This window comes from Saccharopolyspora shandongensis, from assembly GCF_900106995.1.
GTDB classification, from domain to species: Bacteria; Actinomycetota; Actinomycetes; order Mycobacteriales; family Pseudonocardiaceae; genus Saccharopolyspora; species Saccharopolyspora shandongensis.
The window spans coordinates 76,905-98,178 of the sequence record NZ_FNOK01000012.1 but is presented as its reverse complement, the minus strand read 5'-3'; the positions used below and the strand labels follow the sequence as shown (position 1 = coordinate 98,178).

The window sequence follows — 21,274 nt, the reverse complement described above, 5'->3', positions numbered from 1 at the left end:
CTGATCACCCGAATCTGTGCTGTCCGGACGGGGTTTGCGCCTACTCTCCGAACATGACGCTCATCGACGAGCAGCCCGCGTTCACCACCCACCGCGTGGCCAACCAGCCGCCGCCGCTGGCCGGGTTCGACCCGCTCGCCTGCGACCCGGCCCTGGGTTCGGCGCTCACCCGCTACGCCGTCGGCGACCTCACCGCGCTGGCTCTGGAGGCCGGCTCGGCCGAGGCCCGCGAGCACGGCCGGCTGGCCAACGAGCACCCGCCGGTGCTACGCACCCACGACCGCTACGGCAACCGGGTCGACGAGGTCGACTTCCACCCGTCCTGGCACTGGCTGATGTCGCGCGCGATCGACCACGGCCTGCACGCGGCGCCGTAGTCGCTGGGGCCGGGCGCGCACCTGCGCCGCGCGGCGGGTTTCTACCTCTGGTCGCAGGTCGAGGCCGGGCACGGCTGCCCGATCTCCATGACGTACTCCGCCGTGCCCGCGCTGCGGTACGCGCCGGAGCTGGCCGGCGAGTACGAGCCGAAGCTGACGGCTTCCGCCTACGAGTTCGGGCTTCGCCCGCCGCAGGAGAAGTCGGCGCTGCTGGCGGGCATGTCGATGACGGAGAAGCAGGGCGGCTCGGACGTGCGGGCCAACAGCACCACCGCCGAGCCGCTCGCCGACGGCACCTACCGGCTCGTCGGGCACAAGTGGTTCACCTCGGCGCCGATGAACGACCTGTTCCTGACCCTGGCGCGGGCGCCCGGCGGGCTGAGCTGCTTCCTGGTGCCGCGGGTGCTGCCGGACGGCACCCGCAACGAGATCCGCCTGCAGCGGCTGAAGGACAAGCTGGGCAACAAGTCCAACGCATCGGCCGAGATCGAGTACGCGGGCGCGCTGGGCCACCTGATCGGCGAGGAGGGGCGCGGGGTCCGCTGCATCATCGAGATGGTGTCGATGACCAGGCTCGACTGCGTGCTCGGCTCGGCGGCGAACGTCCGGATCGCCCTGTCGGAGGCGGCCCACCACGTGCGGCACCGCAGCGCGTTCGGCCACCGGCTCGCGGACCTGCCGCTGATGCAGAACGTGGTGGCGGACCTGGCGCTGGAATCGGAAGCGGCGACGACGCTGGCGATGCGCCTGGCGGCGGCGGTCGAGCAGGGCGAGCACGACCTGCTGCGCCTGGCGCTACCGGCGGCGAAGTACTACGTCTGCAAGCGGGCCCCGGCGGTGGTGGCGGAAGCGCTGGAATGCCTGGGCGGCAACGGCTACGTCGAAGAATCCGGCATGCCGCGCCTGTACCGGGAAGCGCCGCTGAGCTCGATCTGGGAAGGCTCGGGCAACGTGACGGCGCTGGACCTCCTGCGCGCCCTGGAAAAGCAACCGTCCACACTGGACGCCATCCGCGCGGAGCTCGACGCCGCCCCCGGCGGCCACGCCGACTACGACGCTGCGCTGCGCACGCTCCGCGGCGAGCTCGCCGCGCCGGCGCCCGAACGGGCGCGCGGCCTCGCGGAGCTCCTGTCGCTGACGCTCCAGGCGTCGCTGCTCCTGCGCTACGCGCCGTCGCACGTCGCGGAGGCGTTCGCCGCTACGCGGCTCGGCGCCTCGTCGCGCACCTTCGGTGCGACGTCGATCCCGGGCGCCCGCGCCCTCCTCGACCGGATCGCGCCGATGCGGTGATGCGGTGATGCCGTGGCACTCCAAGTCCCAATGAGGTTCTTTTCATCCTGGTCAGCCCGCAGCCGCGAGCCGCAAAGCTGCACGTCGATGCGGTGCCGCAGGCGCATAACCCACCTACGACACCTGCACCGCCGCGGGTTCACGGTGCCCACCCCTTCGGGGCTCCCCCGGCGAGGACGGCCCTGACACCGTGTATTGGACATACATAAGTCAGGGCACCCACAGACCAGGAAGCCTCTGAGGTTCCGCCACCCGCACCGCCACGCAAATCGAGGCTGGAAAAACCTCAATGGAACTTGCGGATCACCGGCATGCGGATCGTCGGCACGCCGACACCTGTGGACGACGACCCGCCGAGCCGAACCGGGTCAGCGGTTGAGCAGGTAGCGGTGTTCGGGCCAGCGCTCGGCGATCAGGTCGATCGCCTCGTCGCCGAACGGGTTCACCCCGGGGCCCTTCGCCAGGGCGTGGGCGATGTGCACGTGGAGGCACTTGACCCGGTCCGGCATGCCGCCCGCGCTGACCTCGGTGCCTAGCGATTCGAGCGCGTTGCGCTCCGCGAGGTAGGACTCGTGCGCCTGGCGGTAGCGCTCGGCCAGGTCCGGGTCGGTGGTGAGCCGGTCGGCCATCTCCCGCATCAGGCCTTCGGCCTCGAAGGTGGAGGCGTGCGCCGCCAGCTGCGGCGCGGTCAGGTAGTACAGCGTCGGGAACGGGGTGCCGTCCTCCAGCCGGGGCCAGGTCTGCACCACCGTGGGATCTCCGGCCGCGTCCCGCGCCGCGATCGCGTGCAGCCCGCGCGGCGGCCGACCGAGCTGCCGCCGGATGCACTCCCGATCCGCATCGCTGATCGCCGGCACGCCCGAGTTCACCGTCAAGATCCCTTTCCCATCACCGAATTCCAGAGTTCTTCGTACCACGGCGCGCCGTCGTCGGCGGACGTGACCGGGGGCGGCGGTGTCGGCGCGGTCGGCACCTCCACGATGTACGGCGTCTCGCCCGGTCGGACGTAGCCCAGCCGGGCCCGCGCTTCCGCTTCCAGCTGCGCCGGGTCGGAGAGCTCCTCCTTGCGCTGCTCCAGCTCCTGGACCTGCCGGGACAGCTCGATCTGCTGCTGTTCCTGCGCCGCCAGCTCGGCGCGCTGGCTCAGGTAGGTGCGCAGCGGCACCGACACGCTCAGCGCCATCACGCAGACCAGCATCGCCAGGCCGGCGGCCCGCCTGGTCGAGGAGAGCTTGAACGCTCCCCCGGTGCTGGACTTCGGGCGGGACCGGGTCGGCGTCGGCCGCCCCGGTCGCCGGCCCGAGGTCTTGGTCCCGTCCCGGCGGGCGCGCTCACCGCGACGCTCCGCCGGGGAGTCCCCCCGGCGGTTTCGCCGCTGTGGATCGGATGCGCGCCCGACCGGCATGGCTCAGCTCTCCGGGGTGAACCGCGGGAAGGCCAGCTCGCCCGCGTAGCGGGCCGCGTCACCGAGGGCTTCCTCGATGCGCAGCAGCTGGTTGTACTTGGCGACGCGCTCGCTGCGGGCCGGGGCACCGGTCTTGATCTGGCCGCAGCCGGTGGCCACCGCCAGGTCGGCGATGGTGGTGTCCTCGGTCTCGCCGGAGCGGTGGCTCATCATGCTCTTGTAGCCGCACGAGGTCGCCAGGTTGACCGCGTCCAGGGTCTCCGACAGCGTGCCGATCTGGTTGACCTTGACCAGCAGCGCGTTCGCCGCGCCCCGGCTGATGCCGTCTTCCAGGCGCTCCGGGTTGGTGACGAACAGGTCGTCGCCGACCAGCTGCACCTGGTCGCCGACCTGCTCGGTCAGGCTCACCCAGCCGTCCCAGTCGTCCTCGGCCAGCGGGTCCTCGATGGACACCAGCGGGTAGGCGCCGAGCAGTTCCTGGTAGTACGCCGCCATCTGCTCGGCGGTGCGCTTGGAGCCCTCGAAGTTGTAGGTGCCCTCGGCGAAGAACTCGGTCGCGGCGACGTCCAGGGCCAGCACGATGTCGCGGCCCAGCTTGTAACCGGCCTTCTCCACCGCCGAGGCGATCAGGTCCAGCGCCTCGCGGTTGTTCGGCAGGTCCGGGGCGAAGCCGCCCTCGTCGCCCAGGCCGGTGGCCAGGCCCTTGGCCTTCAGCACCGACTTCAGCGCGTGGTAGGTCTCGGCGCCCCAGCGCAGCGCCTCGGAGAAGGTGTCCGCGCCGATCGGCGCGATCATGAACTCCTGGACGTCGACGCCGGTGTCGGCGTGCGCACCACCGTTGAGGATGTTCATCATCGGCACCGGCAGCACGTGCGCGTTCGGGCCGCCGACGTAGCGGAACAGCTCCAGCCCGGAGGTCTCCGCGGCGGCCTTGGCCACCGCCAGCGAGACGCCGAGGATCGCGTTGGCGCCCAGCCGGGACTTGTCCGGCGTGCCGTCCAGGTCGACCAGCTTCTGGTCGACGACGCGCTGCTCGGTGGCGTCCAGCCCGGCCAGCTCCGGGCCGATCTCGTCCAGCACCGCCGCGACTGCGTTCTCAACGCCCTTGCCGCCGTAGCGGCCGGCGTCGCCGTCGCGCAGCTCGACGGCCTCGTGCTCGCCGGTCGAGGCACCCGAGGGGACCGCAGCGCGGGTCAGCGTGCCGTCCTCCAATGCCACTTCGACCTCGACGGTGGGATTCCCGCGGGAGTCCAGGATCTCGCGGGCGCCTACCTGCTCGATGATCGCCACGTGTGCTCCTAACCAGCCTTTGAACTATGGACGAAGCGGGCCGCCCCGGCGTTCCCGCACGCAGCGAATCGGCCGAACGCCCGACGACCGACTACGAGCCTAACCGGGCCGGTAGAACCGCCGCCGCAGGCTCGCTCGCTTCGTCGCCGGCCGGACATTTCGCCCCCCGATCGGCAAGCCGGCGTTCGGCTCGCGTTCGCATCGAAGACACCGGAAGACCATCCGGACGGACGTCTCGGAACAGCCGATCGACACGTAACGTTGTCCCCGCCATGACGACCGAAGGCACCGTCGAAGCGTTCCGCCGAGCAGAGGAACTGCTCGCGCAACGCCGTCCATTGGAAGCCCTCCACGTCCTAGAACCCGTGCTCGATGTCGCCGCCGACAAGCCGAGCGTGCAGCTGCTGCTCGGACGGGCTTACTACTTCTCCGCCCAGCTGCGCCGCGCAGAGCGGGCGTTCCTGCGCGTGCTGGAGTTCGATCCGTCGGACCACTACGCGCGCCTGGTGCTGGGCCGAACGCTGCAGCGCCAGGGCCGCCTGAACGAGGCGCGCGCCCAGATCAGGCTGGCCGCGACGATGCACCCGGTGCCCGCCTACCAGGAAGCGTTGGGCGAGATCAACGCCCACATCGCCACCCGCGGCATCTGACCCGCACCGCCCTGCCGTCGCCGGGTGATCAGCGGCGGCGGTTGCCCGCTTCGGCGTAGGACTCCGCCAGCGCGAACACCTTCTGGCCGTACTCCACCGAGTTGTTGTACGAGAAGACCCCGGCCCACCAGCCCGAGCCGGTGGTCATGTCCCGGCCGCCCGCGCACAGGTAGCGCGCTGCGGCCATCGCGGCGTCGTCGAGGTTCTGCGGATCGCCGAGGCCGTCGCCGTTGCCGTCGGTCGCCCACCTCCGCCACGTGGACGGGATGAACTGCATCGGGCCGACCGCGCGGTCGTGCACGGTGTCGCCGTCGAACGCCCCGCCGTCGGTGTCCGGGATCAGCCGGATGCCCGGCCCGCCGTCGAGCGGCACCCCGATGATCGGGCTCGACGGGCGGCCGTCCTCGCGCAGCTGCCGGCCGGCGAAGCGGCCGTGGTTGGATTCGATGCGCCCGATGCCCGCGAGGGTCGCCCAGGAGATCCGGCAGCCGGGCTGGTACCGGCGCATCGCCAGGTCGGCGTTGACGTAGGAGACGATCGCGCGGGCCGGGATGTCCACCACCGCCGACACCTCGTCGGCCCAGTCCCGCACCGGGTCGGCGCGCGCCGGGTCGAGGTCGGGGCCGGGCTGCGGGAGGGGTTCTTCGATCGGGGGCGCGATCGAGCCGGGCGTCACCTGCGCCGGCTCGACCTCCTGCTGCTCGGGCGGCGGCGCGGCCACCGGGGCGGCCTGCGGCTCGGCGAACGCGCTGATCAGCCCGACCCCGCCGACCATCGCGGCCAGCAGCCCAACGGCAACCGCGAGCCGCCCGGAGGCGGCCGACAGCGGCGAGGTGGTCTTGATCACGCCGCTCAGGCTACTTGCTAGTAGCCCCAGACCTCCAGCGTCCGATCAGTCGTTCTACGCGGCGATTTCGCGCGAAATCGCCCCTGCCCCGGAGCGCGGCGGACCTCCTCGCGGGCCGCACCGGAGTGGGCGGTGTCGGGTGAAAGCGTCGGGCGGGGTCAGCCCTCGAGCGGGATCCGGTGGCTCGCCTTGCCGTAGTAGTCGGCGTAATCCAGCACTTCCTGGCCGTAGCTACGGCTCTCGTTGTAAGTCAGCAGCGCCTTCCAGAACCGATCCGGATCGCGCAGGTCGCCACCCACGCTGCACAGGTAGTTGCCGGCCGCCACGGCCGCGTCGTCGATGTCCTGCGGATCCGCGACCCCGTCGCCGTCCGCGTCGTACGCCCAGTCGCGCCAGGTGCTCGGGATGAACTGCAGCGGCCCGACCGCGCGATCCCACACCTGGTCACCGTCGAACCGGCCGCCGTCGGTGTCCGGGATGCGCTTGACCCCGGTGCTGCCGTCCAGCGGCAGCCCGATGACCGGGATGCTCGGCCGCCCGGTCTCGTCCAGCCGCGCCCCGCCGTAGCGGCCGTGGCTGGATTCCACGGCTCCGATCCCGGCGAGCACCGACCAGCTCAGGCCGCAGTTCGGCGAGTTCTCCCCGATGAGCTGCTGCGCGTAGCCGTAGGCCTGGAGCGCGGCGCGCGGGATGTTGAGCTCGTCGGACATCGACTCGGCCCAGCCGGCCAGCTGTCCCTGCGGCCGGGCGCTCACCGGCAGCGGCGGCCCGCCCGGCGCGAGCAGCCGCACCGCCGGCGGATCGACACCCGGGTCGGGCGGCGCGACCGCCGACGGCAGCGTGAACTCGCCGCTGCTCCGCGACGACGACGTCGGGACCTGTGGCGCGCAAGACGCCAGCAACGTGATCACGGGGGCCAGCAGCAGCCACAACCGACGCGGCAAGAGCAACCTCCTCTACGCACCCAGATGCACGGGACGCCGATCCAGCAAGGCGCACCCATCGAGAGATATCGCCGCGAGCCGCCGTTTCGTCAGCCGATGCCCCGCGATCAGTGTGCGTCACTACTCCGAACGCACACCCGCGGGGTCCGGCAAATCGGACATGAGCCGCCGCCAATCGGCCGCCGAGAGCTCCGCCGGCTCCCGGCCGGACTCGCGGGCCCGCCGCTCGGCCGCGCGGATGCGCTCGGCGAAGGCGAGCGCGACCGCGCGCAGCTCGTCCTCCGGGTCGCGACCGGCCAGCTTCGCCTGCGCGGCGATGCCGAACAGCGCCTCGCCGGGCGCTTCGCCGCGCGGCATCGCGTCCGCCGGGATCCCGGCGCGGTCCGCGCGCTGCACCAGCTTCGCGGCCAGGGCCACCGCGGGCTGCCCCAGCGCCACGCCGTCCACAATGGATTCGCGCTGCTTCTCCCGCTGCTTCAGCTCTTCCCAGCGGGCGTGCTGCGACTCGGCGTCCAGCAGCTCCGGGTCGCCGGCGAAGACGTGCGGGTGCCGCGACACGAGCTTGCTGACCAGCCCCGCGGCAACGGCGTCGATGTCGAACGGATCGGCCGCGTCCTCGGTCGCCACCCGCGCGTGGAACAGGACCTGCAGCAGCACGTCGCCCAGCTCCTCGCGCAGCGCCTCCCGGTCGCGGAGGTCGATCGCGTCGAGCAGCTCGTAGGTCTCCTCGACGAGGTATTTGCGCAGCGTGTCGTGGTCCTGCTCGGCGTCCCACGGGCAGCCGCCGGGCGAGCGCAGGCGGTCCATCACCGTCACCGCGTCCAGCAGCTCGATCCCGGCCGGGGCCGGGGCGCCGATCACCCGAGCACCAGCGGCGCGCAAGCCGTCGGCCTCGGCGGAGCCGAGCTCGCCGGCGATCAGCACGACCGGTTCCCGGGCGGCCTGCGCCAGCAGGTCCGCCACCGGAGGCGGGGCGGGAGCGTCGAGCGCCGCACGCGTAGCGGGCGCGAGACCTGGTTCGGCGTAGACGGCGGCCGCGCTGCGCAGCAGCGGCAACGCCGCGGCCGGCAGGACTTCGCCAAGCCGGTCGTCGACCAGGACGACCGCAGAACCTTCCGCCACTCGGACCTCCCTCATGCTGCGATTGTCCCAGCCGCAACCCGTGCCGTGGGCGCAGGTGCAGAGGCGTTGGTCACCATGACCAGGACCCGCAGTTTCAATTGAAACTGCGGACCCCCGAGGTCAGCCGGCCGCGGGTCGGCCGGTGAGGCGGAATCCGGTGGTTTCGCCCTCGCTCGGAACGGCCGTCAGGCCCACCTGGTCCCACGTGCCGTAGCGCGGGCTGAGCTCCACGCCGACGCGGTCCGCGGTGATGCCGAGCAGGTACGCGCCGACGCCTTGCAGCGTCTGGTCATCCGCACCGCCCGCGGCCGGCATCGGCTGTGCATCGGTGCGGCGCTCCTTGATCCGCGCGATCAGCCACTGGCCGGAGCTCTGCTCCGGTTCGAAGGCCAGCACCGTGCCGGGCTGCGCGCCGAACAGCGGCGTCGAGGCCGCGAGCTGCGGGCTGTCGGCGGCGCGCAACTTCTGGTCGAGCGCGGCCGGGACGCCCGCCTTCGCCGCCTCGTTGACGACCGCGGCGGTCTCCGCCGGGCCCTGGGCCATGCGGCGCGCCTTCTCCTCCGCCTCGCCGCGCGTGGTCGCCTGGGCGTAGTCGAAGGTGATCTCCAGCCGGTCGAAGTACTTGCGGCCGAGTTCCGTCGTCAGCAGCTGGGTCCGGACCACGTCGCGGAGGTTCTGCGGGGTGTAGATCTTGCCCGCGGTCGCCGCCTGCGGGCCGCCCATCCGGTTGATCACGTCGGCGATCTGCTGATCGGTGACGGTCAGCCGCTCGTCGCGGGCCGCCTGGTCGACCAGTTCCTGCCGGACGAGCTGCGCGGCCAGCTGCCTGCCGAGCTCGTCGAGCTGGCCCTGCTGCTGCAGCTGCGGTTTGAGGTCCGGCTCCTTCGCGAGCACCTCGCCGAACCAGGACTGGACGTCGGAGACCGGGATTCGGGTTTCGCCGACGATGGCGGCAGCGCCGACCTGGCTGGGGCCAGAGCCGCAACCGGCGAGCAGCAGGCCGGCGGCGGCGATCGATGCGAGAAGGCGCCCGTGGCGCGGCATGCGGAACCTCACAGCGGGCACCCTCTCACGAAGTCACGTTCCGGTGAAGCCTCGACACAGTCCGAAGTCGACGCTCACGACATCGGTTGGACTCAACGGCCCAACGGGCCCTCGGCCATGTTGACGATCACCTTCTCGCCCTCGACCAACACCTCGTAGTCGACGCCCTGGGATAGCCCGATGGTCAGCTCGCCGGTGCCGTGCGAGTTGTCGTTGACGACCGCGCTCTTCGCCAGCTTCTGGCCGAACTGCTCGGGCCCGGCGGTGCTGCGGTCCTGGTCGGCGATCTCCACGTAGATGTGCAGGAACGACTTGCCGGTCATGCCTTCGACCGGCTCGCCCGAGCCGCCCCAGGCCGGCGACTGCGAGTTGATCTCGTGCTTCATCACCTTCAGGCCCGACGCGTTCGGGAGCTTGCTGAAGTCGAACACGACCCGCTCCTCGCTGCCGTGCACACCGGCGCGGATCTCCGGCTTGGTGGCCGACGAGGTCAGGCTGGACACGCCACCGGCCGACGCGGAACCACCGGCCGAGGGCACGGGGGCCGGCGTCTCGGCGCCTGCGGCGCATCCGGTCAACGCCAGCGCGGACAGCGCGATCGAACCGGTCGCCAGAACCAGCTTGCTGCGCAACGACATCGTCAGAACCTCTCGCCGGGGAAGCCTTTCTCCCATAGACGCAGCACGGCGCTGGAGGTTCCGCACCTCGCACAACTGATCTTCCGGACATCTGGCGCACGATCCACCGCGCCGGGGATCAGCGGCTCAAAATCCTCTGTGGACCATCCACAGCGGACGATCAGGGCTGCTGCGAATCTCCTTCGGCCGGACCCACTTCCAGCTGGAAGTCCCCGCCGTGGCGCTCCGTTCCGTGGATGACCGCCTGCTCCAGCACCTGGGCGCCCTTCATGCCGCGCTGCATCATCGGGTCCTCGCGCAGGTCCTTCATCAGCGCGACGCACAGCAGCACCATCACCACCGCGAACGGCGCCGACGCCAGGAAGGTCAGGTTCTGGATGCCGCTGAGCGCGTTCTCGCCGCCGACGATGAGCATGATCGCGGCCACCGCGCCCGTCGCCGCGCCCCAGAAGACCACCATCCACCGCCTCGGCTCGATCGAGCCGCGCTGCGACAGCGTGCCCATCACCACCGACGCCGCGTCGGCGCCGGAGACGAAGAAGATCGCCACCAGGATCATCACCAGCACCGTGGTGATCGCCGACAGCGGCAGCGTCTCCAGCACGGCGAACGTCTGCGCCTCCTCGCCGCCGCTGCGGTACACGTCGACCCCGCTCTGCTGCACCCGGATCGCGCTGCCGCCGAAGATCGCGAACCACACCAGGCTCACAGCGCTGGGCACCAGGATCACGCCGGTGACGAACTGCCGGATGGTGCGGCCGCGGCTGATGCGGGCGATGAACATGCCCACGAACGGCGTCCACGAGATCCACCACGCCCAGTAGAAGATCGTCCAGCTGGACAGCCAGTCGTTCATCGCCGCGCCCCCGGTGGCGCCGGACCGGGAGGCCATCTCGCCGAAGTCGCGCAGGTAGACGCCGATCGTGGTGGGCAGCAGGTCGAGGACGAACACCGTCGGGCCGACGACGAACACGAAGATCGCGAGCAGCGCGGCCAGCACCATGTTGATGTTGGACAGCCACTGGATGCCCTTGGCCACGCCCGACACCGCCGAGAAGATGAAGCAGATCGTCAGCACCACGATGATCAGCACCAGGATCGTGGTGCCGACGCCGGCGATCCAGCCGGCCGACTGCATGCCGCTCTGGATCTGCAGCGTCCCCAGCCCCAGCGACGCGGCGGAGCCGAACAGCGTCGCGAACAGCGCGAGGATGTCGATCAGCTTGCCGACCCACCCCTCCGCCTTGCGCCTGCCGAGCAGCGGCGTGAAGGCCGCGCTGATCAGCTGCTTGCGGCCGCGCCGGAAGCTGCCGTAGGCGATGGCCAGCCCGACGACCGCGTAGATCGACCACGGGTGCAGCGTCCAGTGGAACAACGACGTCGCCATCGCGGTCTCCACCGCCGCCTCGCTCAGCGGCGCCACCGTGCCCGGCGGCGGCTTGACGAAGTGCGCCAGCGGCTCGGCGACGCCGAAGAACATCAGGCCGATGCCCATGCCGGCGCTGAACATCATCGCGATCCACGACACGGTGCGGAATTCCGGCTGCTCGTCGTCCTGCCCGAGCGGGATCGCGCCGTAGCGGCTGATCGCCAGCCACAGCGCGAACACCACGAATCCGGTGGCGGCGAGCACGAAGCCCCACCCGATGTTGGTGACCAGCCAGGACAGCGCGGCGGACGACGTCCGCGCCAGCGATTCGGTGGAGAACACGCCCCAGCAGACGAAGAAGACGGTGATCGCGGCCGTGACCCCGAAGACGACGAAGTCGGTGCGGGGCGCATGCTCGACGGCGAACGCGGCGGGGGACTGCGGAATGCCGCTGCCCGCCTTCTGCTGTTCCGAGGACTTCCTGGTCATGATGCCGCGCCTCCTCGTGACGCCCTGCGAAGCCGGATCAACCGTCACGCCGGGCCGGGATCCCGGCAACTCAGAAGCAGGGGCGCGGAGGCCGTGGGGCGTGGTCGCAGGTGGTGGCGACCCGTGGGCGCATCCGCTTCGGCCTCAAGCCGGAGCTGATGCGCCCACGAGCCACTTCATGGCTCGCTCAGGCGACCGGGGCCGGGGCGGTGGTGAGGTCCGCCAGGAACCTGGTGCACCAGTCCAGCAGCGCCTCATCGCGCAGCTGCGGAGCGCCGATCCGGCCGCCCGCCGCGCCTTCCGTCGGCCTCGGCACCGACACCGTGCGAACCGTCGGCTTGTACACCGCCTTCGGGTAGAGGCGCTTGAGCCGCACCTGCTTCGAGTCCGGCAGCTCCAGCGGCGCCAGCCGCAGCGACGCGCCCTGCAGGGTCACCTCGCGGACCCCGTGCTCGCGGCAGGCCTGCCGGAACCGGGCAACCTTCAGCAGCCGCTCCACCGATTCGGGCAGCTGCCCGTACCGGTCGACGAGCTCCGCCCGCACCGCCTCCAACGACTCGACGTCGACCGCCGCCGCGAGCTTGCGGTACGCCTCCAGCCGCAGCCGCTCCCCCGGCACGTAGTCGTGCGGGATGTGCGCGTCGATGGGCAGGTCGACCCGGACCTCGGTGAGCTCCTCCTCGGCCTCGCCCGGCTCCGCCCCAGAGTCTTTCGAGAACGCGGCCCTGTAACTCTCCACGGCCTCGCCGACCAACCGCACGTACAGGTCGAAGCCGACGCCCGCGATGTGCCCGGACTGCTCGGCGCCGAGGATGTTGCCCGCGCCGCGGATCTCCAGGTCCTTCATCGCGACCGCCATGCCCGCGCCGAGCTCGGAGTTCTGCGCGATGGTCGCCAGCCGGTCGTGCGCCGTGTCGGTCAGCGGCTTCTCCGGCGGGTACAGGAAGTAGGCGTAGCCGCGCTCCCGCGCCCGCCCGACGCGGCCGCGCAGCTGGTGCAGCTGGGCGAGGCCGAGCAGGTCGGAGCGGTCCACGATCAGCGTGTTCGCGTTGGAGATGTCCAGGCCGGTCTCGACGATCGTGGTGCACACCAGCACGTCGTGCTCGCGCTCCCAGAACCCCTGGATGATCTTCTCCAGCCGGTCCTCGTTCATCTGCCCGTGCGCCGTGACGATCCGCGCCTCCGGCACCAGTTCCCGCAGCTGGCGCGCGACCTTCTCGATGTCGTGCACCCGGTTGTGCACGAAGAACACCTGACCGTCGCGCAGCAGCTCGCGCCGGATCGCGGCGGCGACCTGCTTCTGGTCGTACGCGCCGACGTAGGTCAGGATCGGGTGCCGCTCCTCCGGCGGGGTGAGGATGGTCGACATCTCCCGGATGCCCGCCATGCTCATCTCCAGCGTCCGCGGGATCGGCGTCGCCGACATGGTCAGCACGTCCACGTACGTGCGCAGGGCCTTGATGTGCTCCTTGTGCTCGACGCCGAAGCGCTGCTCCTCGTCGACGATCACCAGGCCCAGGTCCTTGTAGCGGATCCCGGTCTGCAGCAGCCGGTGCGTGCCGATCACGATGTCGACCGCGCCGTCGGCCAGGCCCTTGATGGTCTCCTCGGACTCCATCGAGTCGGTGAACCGGGACAGGCCCTTGACCGTCACCGGGAACGACCGCATCCGGTCGGTGAAGGTGTTCAGGTGCTGCTGGGCGAGCAGCGTCGTCGGCACCAGCACCGCGACCTGCTTGCCGTCCTGCACCGCCTTGAACGCCGCGCGCACCGCGATCTCGGTCTTGCCGTAGCCGACGTCGCCGCAGATCACCCGGTCCATCGGCACCGGGCGCTGCATGTCGGCCTTCACCTCGTCGATGGCGGCCAGCTGGTCGCCGGTCTCGGTGTAGGGGAAGGCGTCCTCCAGCTCCCGCTGCCACGGCGTGTCCGCGCCGAAGGCGTGTCCGGGCGAGGACTGCCGCGCCGCGTACAGCTGCACCAGCTCGGCGGCGATCTCCTTGACCGCCTTGCGCGCCTTGGCCTTGGTGTTCTTCCAGTCCGAACCGCCGAGCCTGCTCAGCGTCGGCGCCTCACCGCCGACGTAGCGGGTGACCTCGTCGAGCTGGTCGGTCGGCACGAACAGCCGGTCGCCGGGCTGGCCGCGCTTGCTCGCCGCGTACTCCAGCACCAGGTACTCGCGGGTCGCGCCGGCGACGGTGCGCTGCACCATCTCCACGTACTTGCCGATGCCGTGCTGCTCGTGCACCACGAAGTCGCCGTTCTTGAGCGCCAGCGGATCGACCGCGTTGCGCCGCCGCGACGGCATCCGGCGCATGTCCTTCGTGGAAGTGCCGCCCCGGCCGCCGGTCAGGTCCGCCTCGGTGAGCACCACCAGCGCGATCCCGGGCGCGGCGAAGCCGTCCTCCAGCCCGCCGCGCACCACCGTCACCACGCCGGCTTCCGGCTCCGCCGCCAAGCCGTCCTCGGCCAGCCGCGCGGGCAGTTCCGCCTCGCGCAGCTGCTGCACCGCGCGCTGGGCGGTGCCCGCACCGGCCACCACCAGCACCGCCGCGCCGCCGGCGGCGGTGTGCGCCCGCAGGTCGGCGAAGGCGCGCTCGATTTCGCCGCGGTAGGCGTCCACCTGCTTGAGGACGAGCCGGATGACCTCGTCGTCGTCCTCGCCCTCTTCGCTGGTCAGCTGCGTCAGCGGCCACCACGGCAGGTCGATCGAGCGGGTGTGCTCGGCGACCTCCGCGAGGCTGCGGTAGGCCGAGGCGCCCAGGTCGATCGGCGCCTTGCCGCCATCGGCGGCGACCATCCAGGAGGCCTCCAGGAACTCCTGGCCGGTGCGCACCAGGTCGGCGGCACGGGCGTGGATCTTCTCCGGGTCGGCGAGCAGCACGTGCGTGCCCGCCGGGACCAGGTCGGTCAGCAGCCGCATCTCGCCTTCGCACAGCGCCGGGATCAGCGCCTCCATGCCCTCCACCGGGGCACCGCCGGCGATCTTCTCCAGCATCTCGGCGAGGTGCGTGTCGGTCTGGTGCTGCTCGGCGAGCTTCGCGGCGCGCTCGGCGACCTGCTCGGTGATCAGCAGCTCCCGGCAGGCCGGGGCGAACAGCTCGGTGCTCTGCGAGTCCGCGAGCGAGCGCTGGTCGGCGACGGCGAACGGGCGGATCTCGGTGACCTCGTCGCCCCAGAACTCCACCCGCAGCGGGTGTTCGTCGGTCGGCGGGAACACGTCGACGATGCCGCCGCGCACCGCGAACTCGCCGCGCTTCTCGACCATGTCGACCCGGTCGTAGGCCAGCGACGCGAGCCGCTCGACGACTTCCTCGAAGTCTTGCTCGGTGCCGACGGCCAGCCGCACCGGGGCCAGCTCGCCGAGCCCGGGCGCGATCGGCTGGATCAGGCTGCGCACCGTGGTCACCAGCACCTGGACGGCGCCGTGCGCGTGCTCCTCGGGATGCGAGAGGCGGCGCAGCACCGACAGCCTCCGGCCCACCGTGTCGGCGCGGGGCGAGAGTCGTTCGTGCGGCAGGGTTTCCCAGGACGGGAACACCTCGACGCCGGCCGGGCCGAGCAGGTCCGACAGCGCCGCCGCGGCCTCCTCCGCCTCCCGGCCGGTGGCGGTGACCAGCAGCACCGGCCGCCCGGCACCGCCCTCGGCGGCCAGCGCGCCGGCGGTCAGCGACCGGGCCGCGGCAGGGCCTTCCAGCACCAGGCGCGGACGCCCGGCCGCCGCCACGACCTGCCGGATGGCGGGATCGCGCAGCACGATTTCGAGCAGTCCGCGCAGGGGACCGGCCTGGCTCATGGAGCTACCTCGCAGCAAGACATGGCGAATGCGGGCACACCCCTGCCCGGGACGAACGCCGAGACCGCAGGGGCGACGCGTTCCAGACTACGACTCCGGTGCGACACGATCGCGACGACCCGAACGCACCGCATGGCCGGTGTCACACTGTGCGCATGCCCATGCGCCGGTTCGCCGCGATCGCCATGCTCCTCCCGCTGATCGGCGCCTTGGCCGGCTGCGGCATCGCGAGCAGCGACGATCGGCCCGCGCCGGTCAGCACGGCCGCCCCGGCGCCGTCGGCGCTGCGCGTCGAGATCGTCGCGGCCGGGCTGGAACATCCCTGGGACATCGGGTTCCTACCGGACGGCACCGCGCTGGTCAGCCAGCGCCCCGGCCGGATCGCGCTGCTCGCCGATCACCGGCCGGGCGCGCTGGTGCGGCCGGTGCAGGCGGACCTCGGGGACGTGCTCGCGGAGGGCGAAGGCGGGCTGATGGGCCTGCTGATGCACCCGGCGTTCGCCGACAACCGGCGGTTCATCACCTGCCAGACGCACCAGGAGAACGGCGTCGCTGTCGACGTCCGGCTGATCACCTGGCGGCTCTCCGAGGACGGCTCGCGCGCGGACCGGGTCGGCGACCTGCTCACCGGGCTGCCGGTGAATCCCAGTGGTCGGCACTCCGGCTGCGGGCTGGCGGTGGCCGAGGACGGCGCGCTGCTGGTGAGCACCGGGGACACGGCGCGGCCCGCGATCGCGCAGGACCGCGGCTCGCTCGGCGGGAAGGTCCTGCGGATGAACATCGATACCGGCGCTCCCCTACCGGACAACCCGTTCATCGCTTCGCCGAACCCGCGCGAGCGGCTGCTCTACACCTACGGGCACCGCAACCCGCAGGGCATCGCGCCGCGGCCGGGCGGTCAGGTGTTCGTCGCGGAGCACGGGCCGGACGTCGACGACGAGATCAACCTGCTGCGGCCGGGCGGGAACTACGGCTGGGACCCGTCGCGCGGCGGCACCGAACGCAGCTACGACGAGTCGGTGCCGATGACCGACCTGCACCGCTTCCCGGACGCGGTCAAGGCGGTCTGGTCGTCCGGCGAGCACACCGAAGCGATCAGCGCGGCGACGTTCCTGACCGGCCCGCAGTGGAACCGCTTCGACGGGATGCTCGCGGTCACCGCGCTCAAGGGCGCCAAGCTCCTGCTCTTCGAGGTGCGACCGGACGGAACGATCGACGAGGTGGCGATCCCGCCGGAGCTGAACGACACCCACGGCCGGCTCCGAGCGGCCCGCCAGGGCCCCGACGGTGCCCTCTACGTCACGACGTCCAACGGCACCGACGACAAGGTCCTCCGCATCGCCACGACCTGACCCACAGTTTCAATTGAGGTTTTTCCAACCTCGATTTGCGTGGCGGTGCGAGTGGCGGAACCTCAGAGGCTCCCTGGTCTGTGGGTGCCCCTCCTGATGTATGTCCGATACACGGCGGAGGGGCCGTCCTCGCCGAGGGAACCCCGAAGGGGTGGGCACCGTGAACCCGCGGCGGTGCAAGTGTCGTAGGTGGGCTATGCGCCTGCGGCGCATGCGACACCCCATCGACGTGCACCTTTGCGACCCGCGACTGCGGGCCGACCAGGATGAAAAAACCTCAATTGAAACTGCGATCTCCACACAGGATCACCAGGGTTCAGTACCCGAGTGTCCACAGTTTCAATTGAAACTGCGAACCGTCATTTCGTGGACAGGCGGGGCTTGTGCTCCAGGTGGGAGAGGCCGTTCCAGGCGAGGTTGACCAGGTGCGCGGCCACCTCCTCCTTCTTCGGCTTGCGCGCCTCCAGCCACCACTGGCCGGTCAGCGCCACCATGCCGACCAGCGCCTGGCTGTACAGCGGGGCGAGCTTCGCGTCGTAGCCCCGCGCGCTGAACTGCAGGGCGAGGATGTGCTCGACCTGGCTCGCGATGTCGTTGAGCAGGCTGGAGAAGGTGCCGCTGTTGCTGGCCACCGGCGAATCGCGCACCAGCACCCGGAAACCGTCGGTGTTGTTGTCGATGTAGTCCAGCAGCGCCCGCGCCGCCTGCTCCAGGAGATCCCGCGGATGCCCCGCCGACAGGGCGGAGACGACCAGGTCCAGCAGGTTGCGCATCTCGCGGTCGACCACCACCGCGTAGACGCCTTCCTTGCCGCCGAAGTGCTCGTAGACGACCGGCTTCGACACCCCGGCGCGGTGCGCGATCTCCTCGATGGACGTGCCGTCGAAGCCCTTCTCCGCGAACAGCGCCCTAGCGACGTCCAGCAGCTGCTGCCGACGTTCCTTGCCCGTCATCCTGACCCGTGCGGTGCGCCCTTTCGGCCGCGCCTCCGGTTCGGGCGCAGTCCGCCCGCGTCGCCGTGATACCACTTGCACAACCCTAAGGTGCGGGCCCGACACATACGTCCTGGCCTGACGAAAAAGTGCCCGCGCGATGTCGCTGCGCGGGCACTTCGAACCGGCTGGGGATCAGCCCTTGTACTCGGTGACCGAGATCCGGGCGAGCCGCTTCTCGTTGGACCAGCGGACGTTCCAGGCCCAGCCGAGCTTCTCGAAGATCCAGATGACGCGCGCCGAGATGTCGAGCTGGCCGCGCAGCACGCCGTGCCGGGCGCAGGTCGGGTCGGCATGGTGCAGGTTGTGCCACGACTCGCCGAAGGACAGGATCGCCAGCGGCCAGAAGTTCGCCGCCTTGTCCCGGCTCTTGAAGGGCCGCTCGCCGATCATGTGGCAGATCGAGTTCACCGACCAGGTCACGTGGTGCAGGAAGGACACCCGGACCAGCCCGGCCCAGAAGAACGCGGTGAACGCGCCCCACAGCGACCAGGTGATCAGCCCGCCCAGCACGGCGGGCAGCACGAGGCTGAGGGCCGTCCACAGCGGGAACAGCCGGTTGACCTTCACCAGTTCCGCGTCCTTGAGCAGGTCCGGCGCGAAGCGGTCCTCGTTGGTCAGGTCGCGCTCGAACAGCCAGCCCATGTGCGCGTGCCAGAAGCCCTTCGCCAGCGCGGCGGGCGAGCTGCCGAAGCGCCACGGCGAGTGCGGGTCGCCCTCGCGGTCGGAGAAGGCGTGGTGCCGGCGGTGGTCGGCGACCCACGTGATCGCCGGTCCCTGCACGGCCATCATGCCGAAGATGGCCAACGCGATCTTGACCCCACGCTTCGCCTTGAACGAGCCGTGCGTGAAGTACCGGTGGAAGCCGACCGTCACACCCAGCCCCGACGCGACGTAGAAGACCAGCGCCAAGGTGATGTCGACCCAGCCGAGCCCCCAGCCCCAGGCCGCCGGCACCGCCAGCACGAGGGCGAGGAACGGCACCAGGACGAACACATACACCGACAGCTGCGCCACCCACGATCGGGTGCCCGCGATCAAGGGCTTCGGCCCGGACTCGGCACGGGCCTCTGAGGTGGCCACGCGCTCGGTTGCTGCGGTCATACTCAATACCTCGAATGGCGTTGGGGAGGTGGGAAAACTGTGGTCAGCGCCGGGAAGCCCGGCCCCGTAACACCTCCACCCTACGGGACCGTAACCTACGCTAGCGTAAGTTATTCGATGCCGAATCGTCACCCCCGAGCGGCAACATTGCGGCGTGTCGCACCCCGCCGGGCGTGTCCGAATCGCCCTTGTTCACCCGAACAGCGGTGATCTTGTACGCAACCGGCGGATGCCCACGCGCGTCCCATACACGTGTCAGCGCGCGAGGAAACCCGAGAACCCGCAAGCCCGACGCCGACCCGGCGACGGGGGCATGCCACGATGTCGGCCGGGTACCACCGCCTGTCGGCCCGGGCCGGTAAGCTCGGGCCGCGGTGCCGGGGATCACAAGCCGGCATCGCGGGCAGACAGCGCCCGATCCGCCGTGGTGTAAAGGCAGCACCTCGGATTTTGGTTCCGATGGTCCAGGTTCGAATCCTGGCGGCGGAGCGAGCGGTCCTCCCGGACCCGGCGCGGCGCGCAGCCCCTCGTGAGGCCCAGCGCGCCGCCCGGGCCGCCGGGGAGCGATGGTGAACAGGGGGTGTGCGCCGCTGCGCGACGACACGACCGCCGTGCGCGAAGACCCGATGACCACGCTGAGCGAGGTGTCCGACGCCTGGCTCGTGGGGCGCGCACGCGAACTCAACGCAGTCGGCCAGCACAGCGATGCGTCCGGCCAGCGAAGCACCATCCGCGAGGCGGACGACCTGCTCGCCGAGGCCCAGCGGCGCGGCGAGCCGCGCATCGTCGGCCAGCTCCTGCGGCACTGCGCCTCGATGCGGCTGGCGACGCCCGGTCTGGTCGACAGCGCTGATCCGCTGCTCGACGAACTCCTCATGCACACCCGTCGGCACGGGCTGCGGGTCCTGGAAGCCGATGCGCACGCGCTGCGCAGCCGGCGCGCGCTGATCGGCGGCAGCGAGGACAGCGCGCTGACCGAGGTGGCGCACGGCCTGGCGATGCTCGACGACGAGCTGGTCCCGGACCGCACACTGGGCCGCCGGTCGTGGGAGCGACTGCTGGCCACCTCGCTGATCGACATCGGCCTGGTGCTCACCCAGCTCGGCGTCTACGAGACGGCCGACGAGGTGATGACCCGCGCCCACCAGCGGATCCGGGAGAGCGGCGGCCCGCACGAGATCGCGGTGCACATGATCAACAGGTGCCGGATGCTGCTCGGCTGGGGCCTGCGGCTGGAGCGCATCGGGCAGTACGAGGAGGCGAACACCCGGTTCGACACCGCCTCGCAGATCGCCGTCGCGGTGGAGGGCCCGTGGCGGGAGTCGTTGTTCCCCCGCGTGTCCGACCGCCCCGCCGCCGAACAGGTCCCGGTGCTCGGTGCCGCCCACGCGCTGGCCCAGCCGCACATCGAGTACATCGAGCGGCTGGAGGTGCTGCGCAGCCTGGACCGGGCGATCCACCCGCGGGAGGAGATCATCGTCGCGATCGCGCTGTCCCGGTGCCTGACCCTCGCGGACCGCAGCGACGAGGCGGTGCAGGTGCTGTCCGATGCCCGCGCCGACATGGAGACCGACACTTCGGAGCCGACGCTGCGGATCTCGCTGGCCCGGGAGCACGCGCAGCTGGTCGACCTCGGCGGCCGCCCCGCCGCGCTGCGGGACTACGCGCTGGAGCTGGAGACCGAGCTGTGGGCGATGCGCCAGGCCCGGCTGTCCACTTTGGTCATCAGGCTGGAGAACTCGCGGCTGACCCACAAGCACGACGCGATCACCCGGCAGGCGCTGCAAGATCCGCTCACCGGCCTGTCCAACCGCCGCGCGCTGGACGACCGGCTGGAGACGATGCTCACCGCGCCCGACGCGCAGCCGCTGGCGGTGGCTCTGGTCGACCTCGACGGGTTCAAGGGCGTCAACGACCGCTGCTCGCACGCGGAAGGCGACGACGTGCTGCGCACGGTCGCGATGACCTTGCGCGACACCTTGCGGGTCGACGACTTCGTGGCCCGCTACGGCGGTGACGAGTTCGTCGTGCTGCTGCCGGGCGCGACGCTCGGCGCCGCCGAGGCGGCGTTGCAACGCACCACCGAGGCCGTCGACAGCCTGCCGGGCGAGGTCTCGTACGGGGTGACCCTGTCGATCGGCGTCGTCGCGATGCGGCCGCAGGAATCGGCCGCGCAAGTGCTGGCGCGCGCGGATGCCGCGATGTACCAGGCCAAGCGCGGCGGCGGCAACCGCGTCGTGGCGTTCTCCGGCGTGACCGCCACGCCGCCGAGCAGCCCGCCGGCGGACGTCCCGACGGATAACTCGATGTGGATTCCCCCGGACGCTCTCTAACCCGATCAGGTGTGGCCCGGCGGCCTCCCCCGCCGGGCCGCGCCGACCGGATCTGCCGTTCGGTCGGCGCGAAAACACCCGTGTGATCGGCCACAGCGGGGCTCGCCGCGGACCGTCCGGAGTGCATCGAAGATCACATAATCGCAGCTAGAAGGCTGGCTCCGAGCACTTATTACCGCCGGTCGGCGGTACCATCACACCCGCCGGACAGGCGCGCAGGGGCACCGGAGCC

General features: G+C 71.2%; 15 protein-coding genes, 1 tRNA gene and 1 pseudogene. 5 read left to right on the top strand and 12 right to left on the bottom strand.

Features of this window, described 5'->3' with window-relative positions:
- The first annotated feature begins 53 nt into the window (after positions 1–53).
- A pseudogene (locus BLW84_RS15300) lies at positions 54–1,667 on the top strand (acyl-CoA dehydrogenase family protein).
- A 368-nt stretch (positions 1,668–2,035) separates the two neighbouring features.
- Here BLW84_RS15300 and BLW84_RS15295 read toward each other — a convergent pair.
- The 3 genes from BLW84_RS15295 to eno are packed head-to-tail and all read right to left on the bottom strand — an operon-like array spanning position 2,036 to position 4,362.
- A complete protein-coding gene (locus BLW84_RS15295; RefSeq protein WP_093265911.1) occupies positions 2,036–2,536 on the bottom strand; it encodes a DUF501 domain-containing protein in 501 nt (166 codons plus the stop codon).
- 2 nt (positions 2,537–2,538) lie between these two features.
- On the bottom strand, positions 2,539–3,072 hold the full coding sequence (locus BLW84_RS15290; RefSeq protein ID WP_093265910.1) for an FtsB family cell division protein: 534 nt from the start codon (positions 3,070–3,072) through the stop codon (positions 2,539–2,541).
- 3 nt (positions 3,073–3,075) lie between these two features.
- The gene (gene eno, locus BLW84_RS15285) at positions 3,076–4,362 is read right to left on the bottom strand and encodes a phosphopyruvate hydratase (protein WP_093265908.1); all 1,287 of its coding nucleotides are present in this window, start codon (positions 4,360–4,362) and stop codon (positions 3,076–3,078) included.
- A 272-nt stretch (positions 4,363–4,634) separates the two neighbouring features.
- Here eno and BLW84_RS15280 point away from each other — a divergent pair, with 272 nt between their 5' ends.
- A complete protein-coding gene (locus tag BLW84_RS15280; protein ID WP_093265907.1) occupies positions 4,635–5,012 on the top strand; it encodes a tetratricopeptide repeat protein in 378 nt (125 codons plus the stop codon).
- Positions 5,013–5,040: 28 nt separating this feature from the next.
- On the opposite strand, the gene BLW84_RS15275 is transcribed toward BLW84_RS15280, so the two are convergent.
- The 7 genes from BLW84_RS15275 to mfd all read right to left on the bottom strand — a co-directional run bounded on the left by BLW84_RS15275 (position 5,041) and on the right by mfd (position 15,261).
- Complete coding sequence (locus BLW84_RS15275; protein WP_245761157.1) at positions 5,041–5,859, bottom strand: lytic transglycosylase domain-containing protein; 819 nt, start codon at positions 5,857–5,859, stop codon at positions 5,041–5,043.
- Positions 5,860–6,017: 158 nt separating this feature from the next.
- Positions 6,018–6,803, bottom strand: coding sequence for a lytic transglycosylase domain-containing protein (locus BLW84_RS15270; RefSeq protein ID WP_177226485.1), 786 nt, complete (start codon positions 6,801–6,803; stop codon positions 6,018–6,020).
- 120 nt (positions 6,804–6,923) lie between these two features.
- Positions 6,924–7,940, bottom strand: a complete 1,017-nt coding sequence (locus BLW84_RS15265) for a nucleoside triphosphate pyrophosphohydrolase (protein WP_093265905.1) — start codon at positions 7,938–7,940, stop codon at positions 6,924–6,926.
- 105 nt (positions 7,941–8,045) lie between these two features.
- Positions 8,046–8,969 carry a SurA N-terminal domain-containing protein gene (locus tag BLW84_RS15260; protein WP_093265903.1) on the bottom strand — a complete coding sequence of 308 codons (924 nt, stop codon included), beginning with the start codon at positions 8,967–8,969 and terminating at the stop codon, positions 8,046–8,048.
- 92 nt (positions 8,970–9,061) lie between these two features.
- Positions 9,062–9,607: an AMIN-like domain-containing (lipo)protein gene (locus BLW84_RS15255; RefSeq protein ID WP_093265902.1), complete on the bottom strand. Its 546-nt coding sequence runs from the start codon at positions 9,605–9,607 to the stop codon at positions 9,062–9,064.
- A gap of 160 nt (positions 9,608–9,767) precedes the next feature.
- The gene (locus BLW84_RS15250) at positions 9,768–11,465 is read right to left on the bottom strand and encodes a BCCT family transporter (protein WP_093265900.1); all 1,698 of its coding nucleotides are present in this window, start codon (positions 11,463–11,465) and stop codon (positions 9,768–9,770) included.
- A 187-nt stretch (positions 11,466–11,652) separates the two neighbouring features.
- Complete coding sequence (gene mfd / locus BLW84_RS15245) at positions 11,653–15,261, bottom strand: transcription-repair coupling factor (protein WP_093265898.1); 3,609 nt, start codon at positions 15,259–15,261, stop codon at positions 11,653–11,655.
- 161 nt (positions 15,262–15,422) lie between these two features.
- Between mfd and BLW84_RS15240 the strand changes: the two genes are divergently transcribed.
- Positions 15,423–16,613, top strand: coding sequence for a PQQ-dependent sugar dehydrogenase (locus BLW84_RS15240; protein ID WP_177226495.1), 1,191 nt, complete (start codon positions 15,423–15,425; stop codon positions 16,611–16,613).
- 359 nt (positions 16,614–16,972) lie between these two features.
- On the opposite strand, the gene BLW84_RS15235 is transcribed toward BLW84_RS15240, so the two are convergent.
- Together BLW84_RS15235 and BLW84_RS15230 are read right to left on the bottom strand one after the other, a co-directional pair.
- Positions 16,973–17,566, bottom strand: coding sequence for a TetR/AcrR family transcriptional regulator (locus BLW84_RS15235; RefSeq protein WP_093265895.1), 594 nt, complete (start codon positions 17,564–17,566; stop codon positions 16,973–16,975).
- Positions 17,567–17,740: 174 nt separating this feature from the next.
- Positions 17,741–18,709, bottom strand: a complete 969-nt coding sequence (locus tag BLW84_RS15230; RefSeq protein ID WP_093265893.1) for an acyl-CoA desaturase — start codon at positions 18,707–18,709, stop codon at positions 17,741–17,743.
- A 418-nt stretch (positions 18,710–19,127) separates the two neighbouring features.
- Here BLW84_RS15230 and BLW84_RS15225 point away from each other — a divergent pair.
- Positions 19,128–19,198 (top strand) — tRNA-Gln (locus tag BLW84_RS15225).
- Positions 19,199–19,335: 137 nt separating this feature from the next.
- Entirely contained in the window at positions 19,336–21,042 is a 1,707-nt protein-coding gene (locus tag BLW84_RS15220; protein WP_177226494.1) for a tetratricopeptide repeat-containing diguanylate cyclase, read from the top strand.
- Positions 21,043–21,274: the final 232 nt, after the last annotated feature.